At 62.7% G+C, this 22,772-nt stretch carries 19 protein-coding genes; 8 read left to right on the top strand and 11 right to left on the bottom strand.

Features of this window, described 5'->3' with window-relative positions; all coding sequences use genetic code 11:
• The 9 genes from RQH14_RS10055 to RQH14_RS10015 all read right to left on the bottom strand — a co-directional run bounded on the left by RQH14_RS10055 (position 1) and on the right by RQH14_RS10015 (position 10,121).
• Positions 1 to 1,290: an ABC transporter permease gene (locus RQH14_RS10055; RefSeq protein ID WP_311213118.1), complete on the bottom strand. Its 1,290-nt coding sequence runs from the start codon at positions 1,288 to 1,290 to the stop codon at positions 1 to 3.
• On the bottom strand, positions 1,287 to 2,642 hold the full coding sequence (locus RQH14_RS10050) for an ABC transporter permease (RefSeq protein ID WP_311213117.1): 1,356 nt from the start codon (positions 2,640 to 2,642) through the stop codon (positions 1,287 to 1,289). Before RQH14_RS10050 ends, RQH14_RS10055 begins: the two co-directional genes overlap by 4 nt.
• Complete coding sequence (locus RQH14_RS10045) at positions 2,635 to 4,152, bottom strand: ABC transporter ATP-binding protein (RefSeq protein WP_311213116.1); 1,518 nt, start codon at positions 4,150 to 4,152, stop codon at positions 2,635 to 2,637. Before RQH14_RS10045 ends, RQH14_RS10050 begins: the two co-directional genes overlap by 8 nt.
• 135 nt (positions 4,153 to 4,287) lie before the next feature.
• Complete coding sequence (locus RQH14_RS10040; protein ID WP_311213229.1) at positions 4,288 to 5,355, bottom strand: BMP family ABC transporter substrate-binding protein; 1,068 nt, start codon at positions 5,353 to 5,355, stop codon at positions 4,288 to 4,290.
• Between the two features lie 283 nt (positions 5,356 to 5,638).
• A complete protein-coding gene (locus tag RQH14_RS10035) occupies positions 5,639 to 6,652 on the bottom strand; it encodes an NADP-dependent oxidoreductase (protein ID WP_311213115.1) in 1,014 nt (337 codons plus the stop codon).
• Entirely contained in the window at positions 6,649 to 7,080 is a 432-nt protein-coding gene (locus RQH14_RS10030) for an organic hydroperoxide resistance protein (RefSeq protein WP_311213114.1), read from the bottom strand. Before RQH14_RS10030 ends, RQH14_RS10035 begins: the two co-directional genes overlap by 4 nt.
• 69 nt (positions 7,081 to 7,149) lie before the next feature.
• Complete coding sequence (locus RQH14_RS10025) at positions 7,150 to 7,584, bottom strand: MarR family winged helix-turn-helix transcriptional regulator (RefSeq protein WP_089594140.1); 435 nt, start codon at positions 7,582 to 7,584, stop codon at positions 7,150 to 7,152.
• A 123-nt stretch (positions 7,585 to 7,707) separates the two neighbouring features.
• A complete protein-coding gene (locus tag RQH14_RS10020) occupies positions 7,708 to 8,913 on the bottom strand; it encodes an amidohydrolase (RefSeq protein WP_024820064.1) in 1,206 nt (401 codons plus the stop codon).
• 110 nt (positions 8,914 to 9,023) lie between these two features.
• Positions 9,024 to 10,121, bottom strand: a complete 1,098-nt coding sequence (locus tag RQH14_RS10015; protein ID WP_396136281.1) for a mannose-1-phosphate guanylyltransferase — start codon at positions 10,119 to 10,121, stop codon at positions 9,024 to 9,026.
• A gap of 289 nt (positions 10,122 to 10,410) precedes the next feature.
• Here RQH14_RS10015 and sdhC point away from each other — a divergent pair, with 289 nt between their 5' ends.
• The 5 genes from sdhC to RQH14_RS09990 all read left to right on the top strand — a co-directional run bounded on the left by sdhC (position 10,411) and on the right by RQH14_RS09990 (position 14,849).
• On the top strand, positions 10,411 to 10,791 hold the full coding sequence (sdhC, locus tag RQH14_RS10010; protein WP_089594138.1) for a succinate dehydrogenase, cytochrome b556 subunit: 381 nt from the start codon (positions 10,411 to 10,413) through the stop codon (positions 10,789 to 10,791).
• 3 nt (positions 10,792 to 10,794) lie between these two features.
• A complete protein-coding gene (locus RQH14_RS10005) occupies positions 10,795 to 11,271 on the top strand; it encodes a succinate dehydrogenase hydrophobic membrane anchor subunit (RefSeq protein ID WP_311213112.1) in 477 nt (158 codons plus the stop codon).
• 97 nt (positions 11,272 to 11,368) lie between these two features.
• On the top strand, positions 11,369 to 13,168 hold the full coding sequence (sdhA, locus tag RQH14_RS10000; RefSeq protein ID WP_311213111.1) for a succinate dehydrogenase flavoprotein subunit: 1,800 nt from the start codon (positions 11,369 to 11,371) through the stop codon (positions 13,166 to 13,168).
• Positions 13,168 to 13,950 carry a succinate dehydrogenase iron-sulfur subunit gene (locus RQH14_RS09995; protein ID WP_026542862.1) on the top strand — a complete coding sequence of 261 codons (783 nt, stop codon included), beginning with the start codon at positions 13,168 to 13,170 and terminating at the stop codon, positions 13,948 to 13,950. Before sdhA ends, RQH14_RS09995 begins: the two co-directional genes overlap by 1 nt.
• A 131-nt stretch (positions 13,951 to 14,081) precedes the next feature.
• Positions 14,082 to 14,849, top strand: coding sequence for an alpha/beta fold hydrolase (locus tag RQH14_RS09990; protein ID WP_311213110.1), 768 nt, complete (start codon positions 14,082 to 14,084; stop codon positions 14,847 to 14,849).
• A gap of 99 nt (positions 14,850 to 14,948) precedes the next feature.
• Here RQH14_RS09990 and RQH14_RS09985 read toward each other — a convergent pair whose 3' ends face one another.
• Complete coding sequence (locus RQH14_RS09985) at positions 14,949 to 16,250, bottom strand: sugar ABC transporter substrate-binding protein (RefSeq protein WP_311213109.1); 1,302 nt, start codon at positions 16,248 to 16,250, stop codon at positions 14,949 to 14,951.
• 111 nt (positions 16,251 to 16,361) lie between these two features.
• Between RQH14_RS09985 and RQH14_RS09980 the strand changes: the two genes are divergently transcribed.
• From RQH14_RS09980 to RQH14_RS09970, 3 genes are all read left to right on the top strand, one after another.
• Positions 16,362 to 17,321, top strand: a complete 960-nt coding sequence (locus RQH14_RS09980; protein WP_311213108.1) for a glycoside hydrolase family 43 protein — start codon at positions 16,362 to 16,364, stop codon at positions 17,319 to 17,321.
• Positions 17,322 to 17,443: 122 nt separating this feature from the next.
• Positions 17,444 to 19,672 carry a hypothetical protein gene (locus tag RQH14_RS09975; RefSeq protein ID WP_311213107.1) on the top strand — a complete coding sequence of 743 codons (2,229 nt, stop codon included), beginning with the start codon at positions 17,444 to 17,446 and terminating at the stop codon, positions 19,670 to 19,672.
• Entirely contained in the window at positions 19,669 to 21,039 is a 1,371-nt protein-coding gene (locus RQH14_RS09970) for a Gfo/Idh/MocA family oxidoreductase (protein WP_311213106.1), read from the top strand. The genes RQH14_RS09975 and RQH14_RS09970 overlap by 4 nt, the downstream gene beginning before the upstream one ends.
• A gap of 83 nt (positions 21,040 to 21,122) precedes the next feature.
• On the opposite strand, the gene RQH14_RS09965 is transcribed toward RQH14_RS09970, so the two are convergent.
• Positions 21,123 to 22,772: an extracellular solute-binding protein gene (locus RQH14_RS09965; protein ID WP_311213105.1), complete on the bottom strand. Its 1,650-nt coding sequence runs from the start codon at positions 22,770 to 22,772 to the stop codon at positions 21,123 to 21,125.

Below are 22,772 nucleotides of genomic sequence, written 5' to 3'. Positions count from 1 at the left end.
TCAACCCTTCACGTACGGTATGCCGCTTGCGGCCGGTGGCCGCGACTTACCCACCAAACCGGCGACGGCGAAGATGGTCACCAAGTACGGCAGCATGGCCATGAACTGGCTGGGCACCGGGGTACCGATGATGCCCAGGATGGATTGCAGGTTGTACGCGAAGCCGAACAGGAGCGATGCCAGGAACGCGCCGATCGGGTTCCACCGGCCAAAGATCAACGCTGCCAAGGCGATGAAGCCGCGGCCGCCGGAGATGTCCTTGGTGAAGGAGTCGATGGTCACCAGGGTGAAGACGGCGCCACCGATACCTGCGATGGCACCACCCAGGGTGACGTTCCAGAAGCGGGTGGCGTTGACGTTGATGCCCAGGGTGTCGGCAGCCTGCGGGTGCTCGCCGACGGCGCGGACCCGCAGGCCCCACCGGGTCTTGAACAAGCCGAACCACACCACGGCCACGGCAATGTACATGAGGTAGCCGGCAATGGACTGCTCAAACAGGATGGGCCCGATGATGGGGATGTCCGAGAGCAGCGGGATCGGCAGGATGTCCAGGCGCCCCGGGGTGTTGAACTGCTCCTTGTTGGGGACCATCAGCGTGCCGTAAAGGAAGCCCGTGAGGCCGGAGACCAGCACGTTGAGGACAACGCCCACAATGATCTGGTTGACGAGGTATTTGATGCTGAAGACCGCCAGGACCATGGAGACAGCGGCACCTGCGGCAGCTGCTGCGATCAGGCCAATGTAGGGGCTGCCCGTCATGGTGGCGACCAGCGCAGCGGTGAAGGCACCGCCCAGAAGTTGTCCCTCAATAGCGATGTTGACCACGCCCACGCGCTCACAGAGCACGCCTGACAATGAACCGAACACCAGCGGCACGGCCAGTGTTACCGACCCCGCCACAAGGCCGGCCAGCGAAATGGACGGCTGCCGTGCGCCGGCCACGATCCAGACGAGCAACGCGAACACGAACACCACGGCAAACGCGATGGGCAGCCACTTGGGTGACCGCTCTCCCTGCGTCCAGAGGTAGATGGAATAGGCGGCCATGGCCAGCAGCAGTATGCCGAAGACCACCCCGCCCACCTGCCCCGGAATCATGAGCGCCGGGACGGCAACAGCGTCACCGGCGTCGCTGATTTTCATCTCGGCGGTCTGGTCCGGGCCGAGGAAGCCGAAGAAGACCAAGGCTATGAGGGCAAGGATGCCGAGCGAGAGCGGGACTTTCATGGAAGGCCGGAACGCCGGCAGGGCCGTAGAACCCGACTTCGGAGCGGTGGTTGTCACGCTCATTTGGCACCTCCGGAGGCGTTGACGAGGGCAGCCTTGGGAGCCGCTTTTGGTGTCTTGTTCTTCTTCTTGGACTCAAGCCGGAAAATCGACCGGATGAGCGGAGGCGCTGCGATGAAGAGCACGATCAAGGACTGCACCACCAGCACGATGTCGATGGGAGTTCCCGTCTGGATCTGCATCTGAACTGCCCCTGCACGGAAAGCCCCAAACAGCAGGCCGGCGAAGAACGTCCCCCACGGCGTGCTGCGTCCCAGCAAGGCAACCGTGATGGCGTCGAAGCCGATCTGGGCAGCGACCCCGCCCGTCAGCACCTTTTCCGTACCGGCCACCTGGGCAATACCACCGAAGGCGGCGAGGGCACCGGCCATGGCCATCACCAGGATGGTGGCGCGGGATACCTTGACGCCGGCGGTCCGGGCGGCGATGGGGTTGGCGCCGACGGCACGGAACTCGAAGCCGATGGTGGACCGGTTCAGCAGCCACCACACGCCGAAGGTCAGCGCTATGGCCACGAGGAATCCGAGGTGGAGACGGGAGCCGGGGATGAGGACGGGATACGTTGCCGATTCGTCCAGGCGTGGCGAGATGGGGCTGTTGTCCCCTGGACGCCGGAACGCAGCAGTGTTCAGCAGGAAGTCCAGCAGGAACAAGGCCACGTAGTTCAGCATGATGGTGACGATCACCTCGTGTGCACCGGTTCGTGCTTTGAGGATGCCAACGATGGCACCCCAAAGTGCACCGCCGAGGACACCCATGATGATGACCACCAGCAGGTGCAGGCCGAACGGCAGGTGCCAGGCGAAACCTACGTACGCAGCGAGCGTGGCGCTGATGATGATCTGTCCCTGGGCGCCGATGTTGAACAGGCCGGCACGGAAGGCCAGGGCAACGCCAAGGCCGGCACAGATCAGCGGGGTTGCCACAGTCATGGTTTCAAGCAGCGGCTGCAGTCCCTGCCGCGGGTTGAAGACTGACCCTTGGAAAAGGGCCACGTAGCTCTCGGTCATGGCAGACCACAACGCGCTCAGGAAGTCAGCGGGCCGCGCAAACAAGTAGCCTGCGGTTTTGGCAACCTGGGCGTCCGTGCTGGCAATCAGCAGGCCACCCAGGAACAGCGCCACGATGACGGCCAGGACGGACACGAAGCCGTTGCCCATCACGATGCGGCGTATGAGGCTGCCCTGCTGCGCTCCTGAATCGCCGCTTTGGGAAGACACCGGAACGATGGACGGTTCCAGCATGCCTCCCGCGGTATCGAGTGAGACATCTGCCGCACGGAGGTCCGCTGCGGATTGCTCCCCAGTGGGCGGGACGGGTGTTGGTTCGCTCTTGGAATGATCGTTCTCAGTCATCAGAGCCTCCTTCCGGGCCGACGCCGGCCATCATCAAGCCGAGGGTGTCGCGGGGCGTTCCGGCGGGGACGATGCCCACGAGCTTGCCCTTGTAGAGCACGGCAATCCGGTCGGCGAGTTCGATGACCTCATCAAGTTCAGTGGAAACGATCATGACCGGCGTTCCGACGTCGCGCTCGGCCACGATGCGCTTGTGCAGGAACTCGATGGAGCCGACATCCACGCCACGGGTCGGCTGGCTTGCGATGAACAACCGCAGAGGCCTGGACAGCTCCCTGGCCATGACCACTTTCTGCTGGTTGCCGCCGGACAGTGTTCCGGCGGCCGACGCCGCAGAAGGAGTCCGGATATCGAATTCTTCGATCTTGGCCTTGGCATGCTCGGCAACCTTGGCCGGCTTCATGCTGATGCCGCTGGCAAACGGCGCTTGGTCATACAGGTCAAGCACCAGGTTTTCGGCCACCGAGAAGGGACCAACCAGTCCATCCACGGTGCGGTCCTCCGGAACAAAGCCGACTCCCGAACGCAGCACGTCCTTGACCGGAAGGCCCAGCAGTTGCTTGCCGTCCAGGGTTACGGAACCAGTGACATGCTCCTGCACGCCCAGGATGGCTTCGGTCAGTTCGGTTTGGCCGTTGCCCTGGACACCCGCGACGGCGAGGATCTCGCCTTGGGCGATGTGGAAGCTGATCCCGTCCACCACGTTGGTGCCGTTGGCAGCGCGGACCGTCAGGTTTTCCACCACGAACGTGGTTTCCTTCGGCTGCGCGGGTGCTTTGTTCAGGCTCAGGCTGACAGGGCGGCCCACCATCATGGACGCCAGTTCGGTGGCTGATGCCGTGGGAGGCGCATCCCCCACCACTTTGCCGCGGCGAATGACGGTGATGACGTCGGAGACAGCCTTCACTTCACGCAGCTTGTGCGAGATGAACACGATGGACGTGCCGCCGGCCTTGAGCTGCCGCATGATGTCCAGCAGTTCATCGGTTTCCTGCGGCGTCAGCACTGCGGTGGGCTCATCCAGGATGAGGACTTTGGCTTCGCGGACCAGTGCCTTGATGATCTCGACCCGTTGCTGGACGCCCACGGGCAGGTCCTCCACCAAGGCGTCGGGATCCACGTCAAAGCCGTATTTATCTGAGATTTCCCGGATTTTCTTCCGGGTGTCGTCCATGCTGAGCACACCGCCGAACGAGGTCGGTTCCGCACCGAGGGCCACGTTTTCGGCGACCGTGAAGACAGGGACCAGCATGAAGTGCTGGTGCACCATGCCGATGCCGGCTGCCATGGCATCACCCGGGCCGCGGAAGTTGACCGGTTGGTCATTGACCAGGATCTGGCCGGCTGTGGGCTCGTACAGCCCGTACAGCACGTTCATGAGGGTAGATTTGCCGGCACCGTTTTCGCCGAGGAGGCAATGGATCTGGCCGGATTCGACCACGAGGTCGATGTCTTGGTTGGCGTAGAAGGTCCCGAAGGCTTTCGAGATCCCCTTCAATTCGAGTTTCACAACTCCCACCGTTCTGTGAGTCCGAGGGACGGCTGTACTGCTCCAAAGCCACTGGCTTTGAGGCCCAGCGTAGTCAGGGCAAAAACGCGCCGCCAGTACCGGGGCTCGGTACTGGCGGCGCGTCCAGGAATTGATTTACTTCTTGGGGCTCGCTGCCGATTCGACAACCAGCTTGCCGGAGACGATGTCAGCCTTCAGGGCATCGAGCTCGGACTTGGTTTCAGCGGTGACGGCGGAGTCAAGATCGTGGAATGGGGCGATGGCAACGCCATCGTTCTCCAACGTGCCGACGTAGGCTGCGTTGTTGAACTTGCTTTCCGTGTCATCCTTCACCACGGCTTCAACAGCTTCGCCCATCTGCTTGACCACGGAGGTCAGCATGAGGTCCTTGTACTCAGGAGCGGTGAGGTAGCCATCGGAGTCAACCCAGATGAGCTTGACGTCCTTGCCGGCTGCCTTGGCTTCCTTCAGTGCAGCGCCTGCACCCTTACCAACAGGTCCTGCGACAGGCATGATGATGTCCGCGCCCTGGTCCAGCAGGTTGATGGTGACCTGCTTGCCCGTGTCCTGCTTCTCGAAGTCACCCGTGAACGAACCGTCCTGGGTGGTCTTGTCCCAGCCAACAACCTGGACGGTCTTGTTCTTGGCCTTGTTGTAGGCCTGGACGCCGTCGTAGAAGCCGTCCATGAAGATGGTGACCGTGGGAATCTTGATGCCGCCGAAGGTGCCCACCTTGCCGGTCTTGGTGGTAGCCGCAGCCGCGTATCCGGCCAGGTATGCCGCCTGTGCCGTGTCATAGACGATCGGCTTGACGTTGGCGATCGGAGTCTCGTACGTGTAGTCGACGATCGCGAAGTGCTTGTCGGTGTTCTTCTCGGCGGCGGCCTTGGTGGCATCTCCCAGGAGGAAGCCAACGGTCACCGTGAGGTTGCAGCCGGCGGAGATCATGCCGTTGAGGTTGGTTTCGAAGTCGCTGTTGGCCTTCGATTCGGCCGACTTCACCGTGATGCCCAAATCGGTCTCGGCCTTCTTGAGGCCTTCGAACGAGGACTGGTTGAAGGACTGGTCGTCGAATCCGCCGGAGTCGGACACGATGCATCCAACAAAGTCGCTCTTGGTAGCGGCGCCGGATCCGGCGTCGGGGGCCTGTCCACAGCCGGTCAGCAGGAGCGCTGCTGCGCCGACAGTGGCAACACCGGCCATTGAACCGCGCTTCAGGGTGGCACGCAGTGGTTTCTTCAATTTTCCTCCAGGAAGAAAGTGATTGGCGCTACGACGGATGGTCAATGAGTGTCCGTTTCCTATACCTGAGGCAGAAATTCTGTTTTCACTGATGCTCGCAGCTGCGCCGAAGCGCATTGATAAACCCACACTAGTGGCCTGGAACACACCCAGCTACCACAATTGATCACTCCAGGTCAGATTGTTGACCTTTTGTTACCAAGCAGTAGCTGGGTGCGCAAGTCACACGCGATTCACCTGTGGATTACAGGCGGACCAGCATCTTTCCGGTGTTGGCGCCATCCAGGAGGTCGATGAAGGCCTGCGGTGCGTTCTCCAAGCCGTCGACGATCGTTTCGTCGTAGCTGACGGACCCGTCGGCGAGCCAGCCGGCCATCTTCTGCGCGAATTCAGCGGCATGCTGCCGCTGTCCGCCCACCAGGAATCCGCGCATTGTCAGCTGCTTGCCGATCGCCAACGCCAGGTTCCTCGGCGCCACCGGAGGCTCGGTGGAGTTGTACTGTGCGATGGCTCCGCACATGGCAACCCGGCCACCAACGGTGAGGGTAGCCAAGGCAGCTTCCAGGTGTTCGCCGCCGACGTTGTCGAAGTACACATCGATGCCGCGCTCCCCCGCAGCGTCCTTCAGCTGCTCCAGCACAGGGGCATCGTTGTAGTTGAAGGCAGCGTCAAAGCCAAGCTCCAGCAGCCGGGCCACCTTCTCCGGCGATCCCGCACTGCCGATGACCTTGGAGGCGCCCATGGCCTTGGCGATCTGGCCAACCATCGAGCCCACCGCACCTGCCGCGCCGGAGACGAACACTACGTCGCCTTCCTTGAACTCTGCCACCTTGAGCAGACCGGCGTAGGCGGTCAGGCCGGTCATGCCCAGGGCGCCCAGGAACGCGGAGGTAGGGGCCAGTCCCGACGGAACCGGAGTGGTTGCCGCGGCGTCCACTACGGCGTGCTCACGCCAGCCGAGTTGATGTACGACGACGTCACCCACCTTGTGCGCGTCCGAACGGGACGCGATGACCTCACCTACCGCACCGCCGTCGAGCGCTGCATCGAGGCGGAACGGCGCCGAGTAGGACTTGACGTCGTTCATGCGGCCACGCATGTAGGGGTCCACGGACATGAACTGGTTCTTCACCAGGAGCTGCCCTTCGGCGAGCTCGGGGAGCTGCGCTTCCGCCAGCCGGAAGTTCTCCGGAGCCGGACGGCCCACCGGGCGGGAAGCAAGCTGGATTTCGCGGGTTTCGGTTGCGACGGCGCTCATGCTGCGAACTCCACGAGCTTGAGGTCTACGGCCATGTTGCCGCGGGTTGCGTTGGAGTACGGGCAGATCTGGTGCGCTTTGACCATCAGTTCTTCAGCAGTGGTGCGGTCCAGGGCAGGCAGTGCAATCTCGAGTTCGGCAGCCAGGCCATAGCCTTCACTGTCAGCCAGTGCACCGAAGTGGATCTTGGCGGCAACTGCGGAATCACTGAGGTCAACGCGTTCCTTGCGGCCCACCAGGCGCAGCGCGGAGTGGAAGCAGGCTGCATAGCCGGCGGCGAAAAGCTGCTCCGGGTTGGTGCCTTCACCGTTGCCACCGAGTTCCACGGGGCTGGCGAGTGCGACATCCAGTTTGCCGTCATTGGTTCGGGCGTTGCCGTCACGGCCTTCGCCGGAGGCCAGTGCCTCGGCAGTGTAGAGAGTCTTCATGGTGTTTCCGTTTCTCTTCGGGAATGGACGTCTCGGGATTTTCCGGGAGTTTGTCAGAGTGAGCTGTTCTCAGAGTGAGCCGTTGAGGGCTTTGGTGAGCTTGCCGAGGGTGGCGTGGAGTTGTTCGATCTCACCGGCAGAAAGTCCGGCGGCGTCGGCGAGGCGCTGGGGCACAGCCTGGGCTCGGTCGCTCAAGGCGGTCCCGGCGTCGGTCAGTACCACGTCCACGCGGCGCTCGTCTTCGGCGGAGCGGCGGCGTTCCACCAGTCCCAGGCCCTCAAGGCGCTTCAGGAGGGGTGACAACGTGCCTGAATCGAGACCCAGTTCGGCGCCGAGGTCGCGAACGCTCCGCGGCTCCTGCTCCCACAAGACCAGCATCACCAGGTACTGCGGGTACGTCAGACCGAGGTCCTCCAGCACGGGGCGGTAGACCGCCGTCGCGGCTTTGGACGCCGAATACAACGCAAAGCAGACCTGGTGGCGGAGGCGGGGTGCATCACTCATGGGTAAAACGATAGTGCACAATTCAATTGTGCACAACTCATCTGCGCCGGCCGGACCCAACTGAATCGCAAATAAGCGCGTTCTGACAGCTCAAAACGCGCTCAACTGCGACTCAGTTGGGTGCTACTGCTCGAGGTCGCGGATGGTCCGGAGCGCAGCTGCGGTCAAGACGCGGATGGCGTAGCCGAGGGCACGCTCGTCCACGATGAAGTCACCGCGGTGGAGATCGTACTCTTCGCCGCCGGGCGTGTGCGTACCCAGGCGCATCATGGCACCGGGCAGGTCTGCCAGGAACCAGGCGAAGTCCTCGCCACCCATGGACTGCGGAGTGAGGACCACTGCGTTTTCACCCAGCTCTGCGCGGGCGGAAGCTTCGATGAGGGCGGTCTCGTGCTCGGAGTTGACCACAGGCGGCACGCCACGGGTGTGTTCCAGGTGGACGTCCACGCCGTACGGCGCGGCAACCTGCCGGACGACGTCGTCCAACAACTCCCCCGCGCTGTGCCAGGCATCGCGGTCAAGGCAACGCATGGTGCCGGCCATATAGCCGGAGCCGGGGATGGCGTTGGGTGCAGAGCCTGCGGAGATCTGGCCCCAGACAACGGACACGCCACTGCGGACGTCAACCCTGCGGGAAAGGACTGCCGGGACATTGACCGCTATCTGGGCCAAGGCAAACACGAGGTCCTCGGTCAGGTGCGGCCGTGACGTATGGCCACCGCGGCCTGAGAGCTCAATTTTGATGGTGTCCGAGGCTGAGGTGATCGCCCCGATGCGGGTGCCGATCTGGCCCACGTTGATCCGGGGATCGCAATGCAGTGCCAGGATGCGCGGCACGCCCTCAAGGACTCCCTGCTCAATGCAGGACAGCGCGCCACCCGGCATGGTTTCCTCGGCCGGCTGGAAGATGATCCGGACCGTGCCACCCAGCGGATTGTTCTTGTGCATCCGCTGCAGAGTCAAGGCTATGCCGAGCATGGCAGTGGTGTGGACGTCGTGCCCGCAAGCATGCGTGACGCCATGGTTTTTCGAAGCGAACGGCAGGCCGGTTTCCTCGATGATCGGCAGTGCGTCGATGTCGCCACGAAGGGCGGTGGCAATGGGGCCCTCACCCACGTCAACCGTCAGCCCGGTTTCCTCCAGCCGCCGCGGCTTCAGTCCTGCCGCTTCGAGCCGTTCCACGAGTTTGTCCGTGGTGCGGAATTCCTTGAACGAGAGTTCGGGGTGCGCATGGAGGTCACGCCGGAATTCGATGAGTCCGGGCAGCAGTTCATCAACCCAAGGACTCACAACGGGAGCGGGCTCGGTTTCAGTCGTGTAATTGCGCACGTCACAACTCTAGCCATCCGCAGCACGCAAAGAACGAAAGCCACCTCTTGGTTACGCTGCGTTCAGACGCAGGACAACCAAAGAGGTGGCTCACGGTATAAGGAGCGGCGTTAGAGCACGTCCGTATCGCCGCTGGCTTTGAGGGCGTCAACGGTCCCCTTGACCAGTTGCGCGTGTTCCTTGGTGGTGACAAGGAGCGCGTCCGGGGTGTCCACGATGACTACGTCCTTGATACCGATCAGGGCGATGACGCGCTTGGTATCGGAGACCACCACGCCACTGGCGTTCTCCGCGAACACGCGGGCGCCTTCACCGAGGACCGTCACTTCATCGACGTCGCCGGCGTTGTTGAGGCGGCCGATCGCGGCGAAGTCGCCAACGTCGTCCCAACGGAAGGCGCCAGGCACGACGGCGACATCGCCGGCTGCCGCTGCGGGCTCGGCCACGGCGTAGTCGATTGCAATCTTAGGCAACGTGGGCCATACCCGTGTGGTGACCTCGGCGCGCTGCGGGGTGTCCCAGGCTTCCGCGATTTCCTGGAGGCCCTTGAACAATTCAGGCTGGTTGGCTTCGAGGTGCTTGAGCATGAGCGCCACCGGGGCAACGAACATGCCCGCGTTCCAGACGTAGTCCCCTGCTTCTACGTATTTGTTGGCGACTTCCTGGCTGGGCTTCTCCACGAACTCAGCCACTGCCAGCGCATTCGGTGCCCCTTCCACATGGAGGGCAGCGCCGGAACGGATATAGCCGAAGCCGGTGGAGGGGTGCGTGGGCTTGATGCCGATGGTGACGATCTTGCCCGTGGCGGCTGTGTAGATCGCCTCGCGCACCGATTCCTGGAAAAGATGGTCCGGGCTGATGACCTGGTCCGCGGCGAACGAACCCATGATGGTGTCCGGGTCACGGCGGTACAGGATGGCAGCAGCAAGTCCGATCGCAGCGCCGGAGTCCTTGGGCTCGCTTTCGAGCACCAGTTCGTCGTCCCCGACTTCCGGGAGCTGGCGGCAAACGGCGGCACGGTGTGCCTCGCCGGTGACAACGAGCACCCGCTCGCCGGCCAGGGGCTCCAGGCGGTCATAGGTGGCCCTCAACAACGTACTGCCGGAACCGGTCAGGTCGTGGAGGAACTTGGGCGCAGCGGCCCGCGAGAGTGGCCACAACCGGGTCCCCACACCGCCGGCCGGAATAACCGCATGGAAGCGGTTCATGGGCGATTCCGGGTATTTCGCGTCTTCTGTACTCACCGCAACACTTTATCCGACGCAAGCGCCAAGCCCTGCAGTACGCCACGCATGTGGCGTTCGTCTCAGGGACTGGGCAAAATCGCCTGAATACTGGCAGGAAACATGGAATTAACAAGGAGAGAAGCCCGTCCTAAATTGAATATGCTGTGAGCGAAGCCTAGATTTAGGCGTGAGCTACGAGTGCTCTCGCAGCAGGCGTTCCCCCCGCGTGGATCCCATGCCAGCGCCGCTGTGTTGCAGGAAGGTTTAATCAGTGCCGACAAAACCAGCTGGCACCTTGTACCGCGGCCGTGAAGGCATGTGGTCCTGGGTTGGACACCGTATTACCGGTGTAGTGATCTTTTTCTTCTTGTTGGTCCATGTGTTGGACACCTCATTGGTGCGCGTGTCCCCTGAGGCCTACACGGCCGTCATTGGTGCTTACAAGAACCCCCTCATGGCCCTGGGGGAAACGGGCCTGGTCGCTGCGATCATTTTCCACGCCTTCAACGGCCTGCGCGTGATTGCCATCGACTTCTGGAAGAAGGGCGCGAAGTACCAGCGCCAGATGCTGTGGATCGTGCTTGCGCTGTGGCTGGTCACGTTCGCCGGCTTCGCCATCCGCCACCTTTCCCTCGCGCTGGGAGGCCACTAAGCCATGACAACCATCGAATCACCACGCAGCGGAAAAATCGGGGGCGGCAAGATCGCCCCGAAGTACAACCGCACAGGCTCCAGCCGCGGCAACTTCGAGATGATCGCCTGGCTCTTCATGCGCCTTTCCGGCATCGTCCTGGTGGTGCTGATCTTCGGCCACCTCTTCGTGAACCTGCTGGTCGGCGAAGGAATCCACGCGATCGACTTCGGCTTTGTTGCCGGCAAGTGGGCCGATCCCTTCTGGCAGTTCTGGGACCTCGCCATGCTGTGGCTTGCCATGCTGCACGGAACCAACGGCGTCCGCACCATCATCAATGACTACGCCGAGAAGGATTCCACACGCTTCTGGCTCAAGACGGTCCTCTACGCGGCCACCCTGGTCATCATCATCCTGGGCACGCTGGTGATCTTCACCTTCAACCCGTGCCCTGTTGTTGACGGCGTTCAGCTTCCTGGCGGATTCTGCCCGGCCCCGTAGCGGCGTTTCCGGTGGCTCCGCGGAGTGAACCGGTTCGCCTGACGTAGCGGAGCAGCCTCCGCAGACCATCTGAATTTTGAAAGAGAGAGCATCTGGTATGCAGGTCCATAAGTACGACGTCGTTATTGTCGGTGCAGGTGGCGCCGGCATGCGCGCCGCGATCGAGTCCGGTCAGCGCGCACGCACAGCGGTACTGACCAAGCTCTACCCCACCCGCTCGCACACCGGTGCAGCCCAGGGTGGAATGTGTGCGGCACTGGCCAACGTCGAAGAAGACAACTGGGAATGGCACACCTTTGACACCATCAAGGGTGGCGACTACCTGGTTGACCAGGACGCAGCCGAGGTCATGGCGAAGGAAGCCATTGACGCCGTGCTGGACCTGGAAAAGATGGGTCTGCCGTTCAACCGCACGCCCGAAGGCCGGATTGACCAGCGCCGTTTCGGTGGCCACACCCGTGACCACGGCAAGGCTCCCGTCCGCCGTGCTTGCTATGCGGCCGACCGTACGGGCCACATGATCCTGCAGACGCTGTACCAAAACTGCGTCAAGCACAACGTTGAGTTCTACAACGAGTACTACGTTCTGGACCTGCTGATCGTCGAAGAAGACGCAGTGCGCGAAGACGGTACCCCGTACAAGCAGAAGCGCGTTGCCGGCGTGGTCTCCTACGACCTCGCTTCCGGTGAACTTCACGTCTTCCAGGCCAAGTCCGTAGTGTTCGCTTCAGGCGGCGCCGGCAAGGTCTTCAAGACCACATCCAACGCCCACACCCTCACGGGTGACGGCATGGGCATCGCGTTCCGCCGTGGCATCCCCCTGGAAGACATGGAGTTCTTCCAGTTCCACCCGACCGGCCTCGCCGGCCTGGGCATCCTCCTTACCGAGGGTGCACGTGGTGAAGGTGCCATCCTGCGTAACTCCGAAGGTGAGCGCTTCATGGAGCGCTACGCCCCCACCATCAAGGACCTCGCACCCCGTGACATCGTGGCCCGTGCCATGGCGAACGAAGTGCGTGAAGGCCGCGGTTGTGGTCCCAACAAGGACTACGTCCTCCTGGACTTGACCCACCTTGAGCCCGCCCACATCGAAGCCAAGCTTCCGGACATCACGGAGTTCGCCCGCACCTACCTTGGTGTGGAACCGTTCACCGATCCGGTTCCCGTGTTCCCCACGGCGCACTACGCCATGGGTGGCATCCCCACCAACATCACCACCGAAGTGCTCCAGGACAACGACACCATCGTCCCGGGCCTCTACGCAGCCGGTGAAGTTGCTTGCGTGTCCGTGCACGGCTCCAACCGCCTTGGCACCAACTCGCTCCTGGACATCAACGTGTTCGGCAAGCGTGCAGGCATCGCCGCTGCGGAGTACTCGAAGACAGCCGACTACGTCGAGCTCCCCGAGGACCCCGAGGCAATGACCCGCAGCATCCTGGACGGCCTGCTCACCGGCAACGGCACGGAGCGTGTTGCCCAGATCCGCAAGGAACTGCAGGACACCATGGACGCCAACATGCAGGTGTTCCGCACCAAGGAATCCCTGGAGCAGGTGCTCCGCGATATTGATTCCTTCGAAGAGCGCTACAAGCACGTCACCGTTCAGGACAAGGGCAAGCGCTTCAACCTGGATCTGCTGGAAGCAGTCGAATTGGGCTTCCTGCTGGACATGGCCAAGGTCATGACCGTTGGTGCACTGCACCGTGAAGAATCCCGCGGTGGCCACTACCGCGAGGACTTCCCGGACCGCAATGACGAAAAGTTCATGAAGCACTCCATGGCTTACTTGGACAATTCCGTCACCGTCGACTCCTCGGCGGAATCTGTTGCGGGCATCCGTCTTGAGACGAAGCCCGTCATCTTCACCCGTTACGAGCCGATGGAGCGTAAGTACTAATGACGACCGAAATGGCAGAGCCCGCTTCCAAGATCGAGCTCCCGGCAAGCGTTGCCGGCGACGGTGAAATTCCCACGTTCCACATCACGCTTCGCGTGCGCCGCTACGATCCCGAAATCTCGGACGAAGCACGCTGGGATGACTACAAGCTGACCATGTACGGCACGGACCGCGTGTTGGATGCCCTCCACAAGGTCAAGTGGGAGATCGACGGCAGCGTTTCCTTCCGCCGCTCCTGCGCCCACGGCGTGTGTGGTTCCGATGCCATGCGCATCAACGGCCGTAACCGCCTCGCCTGCAAGACGCTGCTGAAGGACCTGGACACCACCAAGCCCATCACCGTCGAGCCGATCAAGGGCCTCCCTGTGGAGAAGGACCTGATCGTGGACATGGAACCCTTCTTCCAGTCCTTCCGCGAAGTCATGCCGTTCCTCATCAACAAGGGCCACGAGCCCACCAAGGAACGCCTGCAGTCCGTTGAGGACCGTGAGCGCTTTGATGACACCACCAAGTGCATCCTGTGCGCTGCCTGCACCTCGTCCTGCCCGGTCTTCTGGACCGACGGCCAGTACTTCGGTCCGGCAGCGATCGTCAACGCGCACCGCTTCATCTTCGATTCCCGTGACGATGCCGGCGACATGCGCCTTGAGATCCTCAACGACAAAGAAGGCGTGTGGCGCTGCCGCACCACCTTCAACTGCTCGGAAGCCTGCCCCCGTGGCATCCAGGTGACCCAGGCAATCGCAGAGGTCAAGCAGGCCATCCTGTCCCGCAAGATCTAGTTCGCGTTTCGTACAAGAACCACCACGACGACGGCGCCACTCACCACTGCTGGTGAGGGGCGCCGTCGTCGTTAATCAACCGACATCACCGGTCATCACGGCAATCGTCACCGCAACGCAAGGAGATCAGCGTGTCACGCTCTGAAAAGATCAGCTTCACGGGAAGTACCGGAGACACCTTGGCCGGAATCGTGGACGTGCCGGAAGGTCCTGTCCGCGGCTGGGGCCTGTACTCGCACGGCTTGACCCTCGGCAAGGACAGCCCCGCGGCGTCCCGCATCTGCAAGGGACTGGCTGACCAGGGCGTCGGCATGCTGCGTTTCGACAACCTGGGTTTGGGCGGTTCTGCCGGTGAATGGTCGGCGGGGTCGTTCAGCGTGAAGGTGTCCGACACCATCTTGGCTGCTGAGTTCATGCGGGAGCAGGGCCGGGGAATTTCCTTGCTGGTGGGCCATTCCTTGGGCGGGGCGGCCGTCCTGGCCGCAGCGCGCGATGTCCCTGGCCTGAACGCCGTGGTGACCGTTGCCGCACCGTATGAGCCCAAGCATGTTGAGCACATGTTCGACACCGAGATTGAGGACATCCTGCGCGACGGCAGCGCCGTGGTTGACCTTGGCGGCCGGCCCATGGAGGTCCGACGCCACTTTGTGGAGGACGTGGAACGCGCCGACCTGCGCGATTGCATCCGCACCCTCCACAAACCGCTGATGGTGATGCACTCCCCCACTGACAACACTGTGGGGATCGACAACGCCAGCGAGATCTTCCGTACGGCCCGGCACCCCCGGAGTTTCATCTCCTTGGAGGGCAGCGAGCACCTCCTCACTGGAAAGGGCCAGGCCGCACGGGTTGCGCGCATCATCGGGGCGTGGGCGGACCCCTACCTGGAAGTCCGCTAGCTCCGCGACGCCGGCTGAGGACCCTGCCCGCCCATGTAGGTGACAGCAAACGCTCTACTGAGCCCTCAGTAGAGCGTTTGCTGTCACCTAGTTGGGTACCTATTTGCCGATGGCCGCTTTACTCTCGCTCAGCCACTGCTCTGCTGCCTTCTCCGGGCTCAGACGCTTGAAGAGGACTTCAGTGTTGATGCGGGCCGTGATCTCGGAGACCGCCGTGGAACCGGTGGGACCGATGAACGTTGGAGCGAAGTCCATCTTGCCGATCTGGTCGATGTAGGCGGCTTCCACCTTGCCCTGCGGCGTCAGGAGGTCCTGGATGGCTGTGCGCATGCCGGAATTGCTGGGCACGCCACGGTCGCTCTGGATGATTTTTGCTGCGGCCTCATTGTTCACCAGGAAACTGACCAGCTTGGCGGCGGCATCCGTGTGCTTGCTCCGGGCTGAAATGGTGTAGAACTGCGAGGACTGGAGCCAGATCCCGGGCGTGGGCGTCTCACCGGGAAGCTTGAGCAGCTTCAACTCTGCCCCGGAGGCTTTGCTGAGGGCAGTCAGGGAGTTGGTCCAGGTCAGCATCATGCCGGCCTGGCCCATGCCCATGAGTGTCTGCTCGGTGCTGACGTTGAGCTTCTCCACAGTCTCCGATGCGCTGGGAGCGGCGCCCGATTCACTGAGTTTCACCGAGAAGTCGAAGTAATCCTTCACGGTTTCCTTGTCCAGACCCAACTGGCCGTCCTGGGTATAGAGGGACTTCCCACGCTGGCGGGCGAACGCATCCAGTGAGTCATGGGTGAGGACGGTAGCCGTGCCGTAGGTTCCCTTGGGACTCTTGGCCGTGATGTCCTCGGCCGTCTTGGCAAAGTCGTCCCAGGACCACTTGCTGTCATCGGGCAAGGCAACACCCGCAGCCTGGAACACAGCAGGATTGACGACGATGGCCAGGGCGTTGGCACCGGTGGAGACGCCGTACTGCTTGCCTTGGACCTGGCCGTTTTCCAGTGCTCCCTGGTCCATCTTGGACAGATCCAGTGAACCCTCCACCTTGGACAGATCCAGGAGGGCGCCCCGGTTGGCGTATTCGGCCGGATAGGCGCCACCCATGGTGATGACGTCGGGGGCGTCGTTGGCTGCCACTTGGGTGGCAAGTTTGTCGAAGTAGCCGCCGATGTCGCCGTATTCCGGCTTGACCTTGATGTTGGGGTTGGCAGCCTCGAATTCCTTGATGGCCTTGTTGGTCAGGTCCGCCCGGGTGGCATTGCCCCACCACGAGAACCTGATCTCGACTGGCCCGTCTTCCGGCTGGTTGGAGGAGGGGCTGGAACAGGCCGCCGTGAGGCCCAGCATGCTGACGGCTGCTACGAAAGCGATGGATTTGCGGAGATGTCGGAGGGGTTTACGCGTCATTGGGTAAGCTTCTTTCAGGCTCAAGAAAACGGTTCCTGAAACGTATCAAGGCGGTGTATATTCGTCAATAGTTTGGGGTATGAACTATTTCGATCCTTCAAGGAGAACGCCGTGACCTTACGCTTGGACCACATCCAGATCCGGGACCCCTACGTGCTGACCCGGCCGTCGTCCGGCGACTATCTCCTGTTCGGCAGCACGGACAAGAACATCTGGTCAGGACAGGCCACTGGATTTGATTGCTACCGAAGCAGCGACCTCCTCGCCTGGGAGGGCCCCCTTGAGGCGTTCAGGCCGCCGCGCGGATTTTGGAGCCAGGAGCAGTACTGGGCACCCGAGGTCCATGAGTACCAAGGGCGCTCCTACATGTTTGCCACCTTCATTGCGCCTGAACGCCTCCGCGGAACGCAGGTACTTGCCGCGGACAAGCCGGAGGGGCCTTACGAACCATGGAGTGCCGGGCCGGTTACTCCCGCCAATTGGCAATGCCTGGATGGCACGCTCCACGTGGACGGGGAAGGAGTGCCCTGGATTGTCTTCTGCCACGAATGGAAGCAAGTGCACGACGGCGCCATGATGGCCCAGCGCCTCAGCCCGGACCTGCGCAGCGCCGTGGGCGTGCCCGCGTTTCTCTTCAGTGCCTCGGAGGCGCCCTGGTCCCGCGCCCTGGATGTACCCTCAGTCCGGGACCGGGAGTTTCCCGTCTACGTCACTGACGGACCATTCCTCTTCCGGCTCAGCAGTGGGAAACTCATCATGCTGTGGTCCAGCTTTGGTGACAACGGCTACGCCATGGGAATTGCGCACAGCGAATCCGGGACAGTGCTGGGCCCATGGAGCCAGGAGCCCGAACCACTCTGGAGCACAGATGGTGGCCATGGAATGATCGGCCGGCACCTGGACGGGAGCCTGTTCCTGACATTGCACCAGCCGAACAAAACTCCCTACGAGCGGGCAGCGTTTTTCCCTCTCCTTGAACTCGAGGACACAGTCGTCCTGGCAGATTCCGCCGCAGCGGGCACGTCATCCCCTCAGGGGTTGACAGTCCCTAACCCCAGCGACAAGGATTGAATCGTTTCGGAAAACGGTTTCTGAGCGATGATGATCATCGGGCGGCACCGTCCCCGAAACTCCATTTGACCGGATTGTCCCCAGCAGCAGTCAAAGCAGACAGCATCAGGAGGGCGTGCAGAGTGCACAGCCACAGCAAGAGTTCGGATTCCCCCACCATCGATCGCAAGGCACTGGTCCAGCGGCACAACGTCCGGCAGCAGCAGCTGGACCCGCGCAGCCCCGTCTCCGTGGGCAACGGCGAGTTCGCTTTCACCATGGACCTCACAGGACTGCAGTCATTACCCACCGACTACCCCGTGGGCGCACGTGATGACCTACCGCCCGGGACACTCCTGGGGACGCAGGCGCAGTGGGGCTGGCACTCCGTTCCACCACCCCATCCCTACGACCTCATCGGATCCACTGTCCTTTACGATTCGCCCCGCGGCCCGGTCCCGTACGTGGACATGGTGGGTGACATCGTGAATGATCGTGAAACCGACACCTCCGTGGCGGAAACGTGGCTGAGGGCCAACGCGCACCGATTGGACCTTGGACGCATCGGTTTCCGATGGCGGGAGAACGGCCAGGACCGTCCCCTCTCGGCAGCGGACATCACTGACACGGAACAAACACTGGACCTCTGGACAGGCTCTGTCACCAGCCTGTCCACCGTGGCAGGTCACCGCGTGAAAGTGACGACGGCGTGCCACCCGGACCGGGATGAGCTCGGCTTCAGCGTGGAGTCGCCGGCGCTTGCTGCCGGATTGATTGTCGACGTCGGCTTCCCCTACGGATCCGAGGCCTGGCATGACGCCGCGGACTGGAAACGACCGGATGCCCACACCACGACGCTCAGTGGACCGTCGCCGGTGGGACACCACGGATCCGCAGCATGGACCGCCCACCGCGAACTGGACGATTCCCGCTACCAGGTGGTGATCACCGGTCAGGGCCTGGCCGTGGAACAGGCCGGACACCACCATCTCTACATTGGCCCGGCGTCGCCCGGAACTCCGGGCAGGGATGCTGTGCTGGACTTCTCCGTTGCCTTCCTTTCCCCAGGTGATGGTGACTGCATCCCGAGAGGCAACAACAGGCCACCCAACCACGCCCAGCAGCCGGACGGCTTCGCGGAGGCGGGTATCGGCGTCGAACTTTCACCTGCACTTTCAGTCATCGAAGCATCCGCCGCCTACTGGCCGGCGTTCTGGTCCTCGGGCGGGGCGATCGAGCTCGATGCCACCGATGATCCGCGCGCCAAGGAATTGGAACGCCGGATTGTGCTGTCCCAATACCTCACGGCGATCAATTGTGCAGGTTCATTGCCGCCGCAGGAGACGGGGCTCGTATGCAACTCGTGGCGTGGCCGCTTTCACTTGGAGATGCACTGGTGGCATGCGGCCCACTTTGCGCATTGGAACCGTGTGGAGCTGCTTCTGCCGTCGTTGCGGTGGTACTCAACGGTGTTGGAGACTTCACGGCAGACGGCCAAAGCGCAAGGATTCGACGGCGTTCGCTGGCCCAAGCAGGTGGGGCCGGACGGGCGGGAGAGCCCCAGCCCGATCGGCACATTCCTCATTTGGCAGCAGCCACACCCCATTTACCTGGCCGAATTGGTGTACCGGGCCAACCCCAGCCTCGAAGTCCTGGAAGAGTTCGCGGAGATCGTGTTCGAGTCAGCTGCCTTCATGGCCAGCTTTGCCCATCCCACATCGCGGGGATTCGAGCTGGGACCACCCCTGATTCCGGCGCAGGAGAGCTACGGCTCCATCCGGGCCAAGGTCACCAACCCCACCTTCGAGCTGGCCTACTGGCAGTGGGGCCTGCGCACGGCTTCTGCGTGGCGTGAGCGGCTGGGCCTGGAACCGGTGCCTGGATGGTCCGACGTTGCAGAGGGCATGGTTCCTCCGCGGGTGATCGACGGCGTGTACGCGGCGATCGATAGTGAACCGTTCACCATCCGCACCGACCACCCGTCCATGCTGTGCGCCCTCGGAGTCCTCCCGCTGACCGACATCATCGACCCCGACGTCATGCGCGCCACGCTCTCGGATGTCCTGGCCGACTGGGACTGGGGCAGCACCTGGGGCTGGGACTACCCGGTAATGGCCATGACGGCCGCCCGGTTGGAGGACCCGGAAGCTGCCGTGGAGGCACTCCTTTTGAGCGCCGGCAAGAACACCGTCCTCGCCAACGGCCACAACCGCCAGACCGATTCGTTGCCGCTGTACTTGCCCGGCAATGGCGGGCTTCTGGCCGCTGTCGCGTTGATGGCGGCCGGCTGGGACAACGGACCTGACCGTCACGCTCCGGGATTCCCGCCCGACTGGACAGTGTCGTGGGAAGGGCTGGTGCAGGCGCCGTGAGTACTTCCCTTTCGCAAGCACCGCGCCGCTACGCCATGATCGGTACGGGCAGCCGCTCCGAAATGTACGTCCGTGCACTGCTGGGCAGCCATTCCGACGTCGGCACTCCGGTTGCGTGGGTGGATTCCAATCCGGTGCGGATGGCTTACTACGACCGCCTCTTTGGCGAGTTGCGTCCGGGGGCCGCGCTGCCGCCGTCGTACTCCCCTGCCGAACTGGAACGCATGAAGGACGAGACAGGCGCCGATGCCGTAGTCATCACCACTCCCGACTTCACGCACCACGAGTATGTGATCGCCGCATTGAAGCTGGGCATGGACGTGGTGGTGGAAAAGCCCCTGACGGTGGACGCGGAGAAGGCCGCTGCGATCGCCGGGGCCGCCGCCGCGTCGGAAGCGAAGGTCACGGTCACGTTCAACTACCGGTATTCACCACGGAACACACTGGTCCGGCAATTGATCGACGCCGGAGAGATCGGCTCAGTGACTTCGGTCCACTTCGAATGGCTTTTGGACACCGGGCACGGCGCTGACTACTTTCGGCGCTGGCACCGGGAGAAGGAGAAGTCCGGTGGCCTGCTGGTCCATAAAGCAACCCACCACTTCGACCTGGTGAACTGGTGGACCTCCGGCGTTCCCGAGACCGTATTCGCGTTGGGAGGGCTGCGGTTCTACGGCGACGGCAATGCCGGCGCGTCCTCACCGGGGGCGGTGGACGGGCGGTTCAGCATGGACCTCGCGGACGACTCCAGAATGCAGCAACTGTTCAAGGATGCCGAGCATGTGGACGGGTACCGCCGGGACCAGGACGTCTTTGCCCCAGGCGTCAGCATCGAGGACAACATGAGCGTTCTGGTGGGCTACCGGAGCGGGGCCAGCCTGGCCTATACCCTGCACGCACACGCGCCGTGGGAGGGCTATCGGGTGGCCATCAACGGCACGCGCGGAAGGTTGGAATTGGACGTGGTGGAGAAGCCGCACCGTTCCCGGGACGCCGACCAGGCCGTGGACCCAAGCGCCCAGGATGAATCATCGGCGGGTGCCCTGGCGGACGCAGCTGCCCGCGATTCCCTGCGACCACGGTCCAGCAGGCTGCTCCTCCAAAAGCACTTTGAACGGCCCGTGGAGATCCCCATTCCTGTAGGTGTGGGGGGACACGGTGGCGGCGACCTGAAACTGCTCGACGACGTCTTCCGGGGTGCAGTTTCACCCGGTACGGGTGGCGCCTTGCCAGGCGAAGAAATCCTGGCCCGGCGTGCAGGTTACCTGGACGGCTTGCGGAGTATCGCCGTCGGGATCGCTGCGAACAGGTCCATAGCCACAGGCGAAGTTTCACGCATCAGTGAGCTGGGCTTCCCGGTCGACTGAACACCTGTGAACATGGCGGGCCCGCTGGTAGGTCGTTTCCCAACGACGTACCAGCGGGCCTGCGGTGTGATCAGGGGATATTGTCAGGCCTTGCTGGCGGCGAGCGCTTCTTCCAACTCGGAACGGATCTTGTCCCCGCCGCCGGAGCGCCACTCCTTAACGGCATCATCCCAGGCTGTCACCGGCTGCCTGCCTTGGAGGATGTCGTCACGGACTGAGCGAAGCTTCTTCTCCAACTGGCTGCCCTTCCGGACCTCGGTCTCGGAATACAGTCCCTCAACCGGGCTTGCGGTGCCATCGGGCAGTACCCGGCCCATCTGCTCATACTGGGCTTTGACCACAGCTTCCTCGCCAGGGAGGTACAGCACTGTGGGTGCGTCCGCCAGGTACTGCTGGCCGAGCTGGGTTTGCCCCACGCCGGTATCCAGCGGCACGGGGTCAGTGCCGGACAACGCGTAATGGACGCCCTGCACTCCGTACTTGCGGAACAGGTACTCTTCTGTGCCAAAGGGAGCGGCCAGCCAGTTGGCCACCTGCAGGAAGGTCTCAAGCCTGTCCCCGGCATTTTTGTTGAAGGCCACCACACTATGGGTGGGTGAGCCGATCCACAGGGAACCCTTGCCGCCATCGAATCCGGGGACGTCCAGGGCTGAGATCTTGAAGCCCTTCTGTCCAGCGGCTTGCTGGTAGTAGGCGGGCCAGGCGCTGTAGGCGTCTCCCGTGAAGTAGGCTGTCCCCGCCAGGAACCACTGTTTGTACTGGCCGGCGTTGGCGGCGAAGGCATCCGGATTCACCACGCCGTCGGCAAACATCTTTCGCCCCGCCTCCAATGCTTCCTTCATTTCCGGCGTCTCATCCTTGTTGGTGAGCTTGCCGCCTTCTTCCCGCCAGCCATTGGGCACGTTGAGGGTCTGTGCAATGAAGTTGATGGGTACCTGGGTCAGTGCCCACGTGTTGCCCTTGGGGTTGCTCAGGTCTTTGCAGAGGGAAAGGTACTCCTGGAAGCTCGCCGGCTGGGCGGTGATGCCCTTCTCCGCAAGCAGGTCCTCACGCCTGTATTGGATGGTGCTTTGGAGGACGCCACGGGGAATGGGGATGGCGAAGATCTCGCCGCCGAACATCGCAGCTGACCACGACTCCGTTGGAATGTTGGCCAGGAACGGGTAATCCTTGATGGCACTGCCGGAGAGGTGTTTGGTGAGGTTTGCTGCCTTGGCTTGGAGGAGCTGCGGGACAGAGTTGGCCCCACGGGCTACCTGGAAGATGTCCGGCAGGGAGTCTCCAGCCACCACTGTGGCGAACTTGCTGGGATAGTCGGTGGCGGGAGTCATGGATATCTGGAGCTCCGAGCCCAGCCTGCGGTTGAGTTCCTGCCAGTAGGCATTCTTGTCCATCCCCGGCGGAATGGGTGAGGACGTCTGGACCATGGACGTGATGGCCTTTCCATCCCCGGGTGCCTTGGCCAACGCCTTCACCGGCTGCGCAGGGTAGCGATAGAACACGTCAGGGATACCAAGATCGGTGCCCTTGAGGTCCGGTGTCACCCCTTCGTAGCGGATGAAGTCCGGCAAGGTTCCCTTGGCTTGGGCGCCACCAGCACCTCCCGACGCGCCTGGCGTGCAGGCGGTGAGCAGCGGTCCACCCAGTGCTGCCAGCGCCAGGACTCCCAAGGAGCCGCGACCAAAATTCCTGCGGCTGAACTCTTTCTGTGAAGCGTATTCGTGTACGGCCAT

The organism is Arthrobacter sp. WCS2018Hpa-7, from assembly GCF_031843805.1.
Taxonomy (GTDB): Bacteria; Actinomycetota; Actinomycetes; order Actinomycetales; family Micrococcaceae; genus Arthrobacter.
Note: the sequence above shows the minus strand (reverse complement) of the source record. Positions and strands in the feature narration are given on the sequence as shown.

Coding starts and splice junctions, on each gene's coding strand:
- RQH14_RS10025 (WP_089594140.1), bottom strand. CDS start 7,584: ATGAGTGATGCACCCCGCCTCCGCCACCAGGTCTGCTTTGCGTTGTAT.
- RQH14_RS10005 (WP_311213112.1), top strand. CDS start 10,795: ATGACAACCATCGAATCACCACGCAGCGGAAAAATCGGGGGCGGCAAG.
- RQH14_RS10055 (WP_311213118.1), bottom strand. CDS start 1,290: ATGAGCGTGACAACCACCGCTCCGAAGTCGGGTTCTACGGCCCTGCCG.
- RQH14_RS09985 (WP_311213109.1), bottom strand. CDS start 16,250: ATGACGCGTAAACCCCTCCGACATCTCCGCAAATCCATCGCTTTCGTA.
- RQH14_RS10035 (WP_311213115.1), bottom strand. CDS start 6,652: ATGAGCGCCGTCGCAACCGAAACCCGCGAAATCCAGCTTGCTTCCCGC.
- RQH14_RS10015 (WP_396136281.1), bottom strand. CDS start 10,121: ATGAACCGCTTCCATGCGGTTATTCCGGCCGGCGGTGTGGGGACCCGG.
- RQH14_RS10050 (WP_311213117.1), bottom strand. CDS start 2,642: ATGACTGAGAACGATCATTCCAAGAGCGAACCAACACCCGTCCCGCCC.
- RQH14_RS10040 (WP_311213229.1), bottom strand. CDS start 5,355: ATGGCCGGTGTTGCCACTGTCGGCGCAGCAGCGCTCCTGCTGACCGGC.
- RQH14_RS10030 (WP_311213114.1), bottom strand. CDS start 7,080: ATGAAGACTCTCTACACTGCCGAGGCACTGGCCTCCGGCGAAGGCCGT.
- sdhA (WP_311213111.1), top strand. CDS start 11,369: ATGCAGGTCCATAAGTACGACGTCGTTATTGTCGGTGCAGGTGGCGCC.
- RQH14_RS09995 (WP_026542862.1), top strand. CDS start 13,168: ATGACGACCGAAATGGCAGAGCCCGCTTCCAAGATCGAGCTCCCGGCA.
- RQH14_RS09965 (WP_311213105.1), bottom strand. CDS start 22,772: ATGGCCGTACACGAATACGCTTCACAGAAAGAGTTCAGCCGCAGGAAT.